Consider the following 3,811-nt stretch of genomic DNA (forward strand, 5'->3'; position numbering starts at 1 on the left):
GCACTATCGCTTCAGCGGTTGCTCAGTGATATTATTCAACAGTTCATCGGCTAAGCCGAGACACGGTGCTCGCTGAACCTCCTTCGTCGGTTTGGGACTTTGCGCTACTCTGCGCTGTACTTTGCGGCACTTTGCGGTTAAAAACTTTAAGCTGCCAATGTTGAGTGATTGAGAGATGGAGAGATGGAGAGATGGAGAGATGTTTTATCCACGCAGGCAGGTTTCTTTTAGCTCATTTCATTGTTTAGTTGGTATAATATAACAGATGATAAAAGAGTTATAAATAACATCAAAAAAGTATTAAGTTTGAAGCAATAAATTATCTTACTGTTTAACTACCAAATTTAAAACCATGTACAGATTTTTATATAATTACTTTTCAAAAAGATTTCTATCTAAATGGGTGGTCTTAGTCTTTGATATACTGGCAGTAACCCCAATATTTTACATAGCTTATCTAATCAGATTTGGCTTTGATATATACGAGGTAGATAAACATATCAATATAATTCAGATAGCATTTATTACTGCTTTATATATACTATTCTATGTAATATTCCGTCCATATTCCGGTATAATAAGACATTCGGGTATAAAAGATGCTATAAAGATTATTAATGCGAGTGTATTGGCCGGTATTTTTACATTTGGTATTTCACTCTTTCTGATAAAATTTGAATTATATAATTCTGATATCATAATACCAAAAGGAGTTATAATAATTCATTCTCTTCTGGTATTGCTTGCTCTTATTGGCAGCAGGTTATTTGTTCGTAAAATATTTCAGCTTGCAAATAAAACAAGTGGCGAAGTTGTCAGAGTAGCAGTTTACGGTGCAGGATCGGCAGGAGTAATTACAAAAGACACCCTTCTTAGAGATAAAAAAATTAAGTATAAGATAACGTGCTTCATCGATGATAATAAAACCTTAAACGGGAAATACATGGATGGTGTTCAGGTAATAAAACCTGAGAAGGCATTTTCTGATGAGATGCTCGAAAAAAGCAATATTACTGAGGTTGTAATAGCTATCGAAAATTTGAATAACAGCCGAAAAAATGAAATTGTAGACATATGCCTGAATAAAAACCTTAAAGTCAGAACAATACCATCCGTAAAAAAATGGGTAAATGGCGAGCTCAGTCCAAATCAAATTCAGGAAGTTAATATTGAAGACCTGCTGGAAAGACAGACAATTGTAGTTAACAATAATTTCACAGATGAAGAACTACAGAACAAAGTAGTTTTGGTTACCGGGGCTGCAGGTTCTATTGGTAGTGAAATAGTAAGACAATTGATAAGCAAAAAAACTAAAAAAGTTTTGTTGTTCGAACAGTCGGAATCTCCACTACACGATTTTAGGATAGAATTGGGTACTGATTTAGCCAAAAAATATCCTGAAGTAGAGTTAGAATTTGTAATTGGAGACATAAGAAATAAAAACTTTGTACAGAAAATATTTGATTTACATAAGCCTGAAATAGTATTTCATGCTGCTGCTTACAAACATGTTCCTCTAATGGAAGAGTATCCGCAACAGGCTATATCAGCAAATGTGGAAGGGACAAAGAATGTTGCAGATGCTTCTGTAAAAACCGGAGTTGGCAAGTTTGTAATGGTTTCAACCGATAAAGCTGTTAACCCTACAAATGTTATGGGAGCCAGTAAACGAATTGCCGAAATTTATATTCAGGCATTAAATAAAAAACAGTCTAAAACCAAATTTATAACAACCCGCTTTGGTAATGTATTAGGATCTAACGGATCGGTAATTCCAATGTTTAAGAAACAGATTAAATCCGGTGGGCCTATTACTGTTACACATAAAGATATTACCAGATATTTTATGACTATTCCTGAGGCTTGTCAACTGGTACTTGAAGCAGGAGCAATGGGAAAAGGAGGTGAGATTTTCATCTTCGATATGGGTAAATCTGTCAAAATATTTGATGTCGCAAAAAAAATGATAAAACTGTCGGGCTACAATTACCCCGATGATATTGATATTGTATTTTCGGGACTGAGACCCGGAGAAAAACTTTATGAAGAGTTGTTAGCCTCAAAAGAAAACACTATTTCTACCTATCACCCTAAGATTATGGTAGCCAAAATCAGAGAAGTTAATTACACCGCCGTTAATGATGAAATTAACGATTTGTTACTCACCGTTGATGAAGGAGGATACGAAATTGTTAAAAAGATGAAACACATAGTTCCTGAGTTTATTAGTAATAACTCTAAATATGAGGAATTGGATAAGGAGCTTGTTAATAGTGTACTTTGAGACTGTGTGAGTTGTGAGGTGCTTGTTGCTAGTTGCTAGGTGCTTGTTGCTAGTTAAAGGTAGTTTTAACTTTTAAGACTCTTTCATCCCCGGAGGGAGGCCGTTGAGACGAACGGCCGTTCGTCTTTACTTCCCTTTATAGTCATAATCTGAACTGATGGAAGCTGTTTTATTCACGCAGGCAGGCCTCTTTTATCTTGTTTCTTTTATCTTTTATCTTTTATCTTTTTTTCTTGTTTCTTTAATCATTTATCTTTCTTCTACTATCTTTACACCTTTAAAAGAAACAGAACATGCTAAAACTAGACATCATAGCCGGAGCAAGGCCAAATTTCATGAAAATTGCTCCGATCATTTCAGAACTCGAAAAAGTATCAGACAAGATAGAATATAGATTAATCCATACCGGACAGCACTACGACAAGAAGATGTCCGGTAGTTTTTTTGAGCAGCTTGGTATTCCTGAGCCTCATGTAAATCTTGGAGCAGGAGGTGGTACTCAGGCGGAGCAGACTGCTATGATTATGCAGCGTTATGAAGCTCTTTTACTTGAAGAACCTGCCGATTGGGTTTTAGTAGTAGGTGATGTAACATCTACAATGGCATGTAGTATCGCCGCTAAGAAATTAAACATGGGAGTTATTCACGTTGAAGGAGGCATACGCTCAAACGATATTACTATGCCGGAGGAAATAAACCGCATGGTTACCGATTCTATTACCGATATTTTCTATACTACTTCGGAGGTGGCAAATGCAAACCTTAGAAAATTAGGTCATGAAGAAAGTAAGATTCGTTTTGTAGGTAATACTATGATCGATACTTTACTGAAAAATATGCCTCGTTTGACTAAACCGCAAGCGTGGGATGAAATAGGCTTAAAAGACAAAAAATATTTTGTTATGACCCTTCACAGGCCTGCCAACGTAGATGAAGAGACAAAACTAAAGGAGTTAATCGATGAAATAGTTAAGGGAGCCAACGGCATGCCAATAGTATTTCCGGTGCACCCCCGTACTGCTAAAATGCTTGAGGGAATTGGAATTAAGGCCGACAACCTTCATATGATAGAACCATTGGGCTACCTGGAATTCAATTACCTTGTTAAAAATGCTTTTGCAGTTGTTACAGATTCAGGGGGGATTACAGAAGAGACTACTGTGATGAAGGTTCCATGTATGACACTTAGAGATAATACTGAACGTCCCGAAACAATTACTATAGGTACAAATGAACTCGTTGGAACGGATCCTAAAAACGTATTCCCTTATATGAAGAAGTTGCATTCGGGAGAGTGGAAAACGGGAGAAATTCCGGAGCTTTGGGATGGTAAGACTGCGGCGCGGATTGTGGCGGATTTGTTGGGACTTTAGCTCGCTGGCACTCCGTTTTTCAACAGTTGCTCGCTGAACCTCCTTCGTCGGTTTGGGAGTTTGGGACTTTGAGACTGTGTGAAGGAGAGATGTTGAGATTGAGAGATGTTGAGATTGAGAGATGTTGAGATTGAGAGATGGAGTGATTGAGAGA

At 37.1% G+C, this 3,811-nt stretch carries 2 protein-coding genes; both read left to right on the plus strand.

What is annotated here, in order from left to right:
• Window positions 1-352: 352 nt before the first annotated feature.
• The gene (locus ABFR62_13550) at window positions 353-2,284 is read left to right on the plus strand and encodes a nucleoside-diphosphate sugar epimerase/dehydratase (GenBank protein ID MEN8139443.1); all 1,932 of its coding nucleotides are present in this window, start codon (window positions 353-355) and stop codon (window positions 2,282-2,284) included.
• 293 nt (window positions 2,285-2,577) lie between these two features.
• Window positions 2,578-3,657: a UDP-N-acetylglucosamine 2-epimerase (non-hydrolyzing) gene (gene wecB / locus ABFR62_13555; protein MEN8139444.1), complete on the plus strand. Its 1,080-nt coding sequence runs from the start codon at window positions 2,578-2,580 to the stop codon at window positions 3,655-3,657.
• The last annotated feature ends 154 nt before the right edge of the window (window positions 3,658-3,811 follow it).

Source organism: Bacteroidota bacterium, from assembly GCA_039714315.1.
GTDB lineage: Bacteria > Bacteroidota > Bacteroidia > Flavobacteriales > JADGDT01 > JADGDT01.

Coding starts and splice junctions, on each gene's coding strand:
- ABFR62_13550 (MEN8139443.1), top strand. CDS start 353: ATGTACAGATTTTTATATAATTACTTTTCAAAAAGATTTCTATCTAAA.
- wecB (MEN8139444.1), top strand. CDS start 2,578: ATGCTAAAACTAGACATCATAGCCGGAGCAAGGCCAAATTTCATGAAA.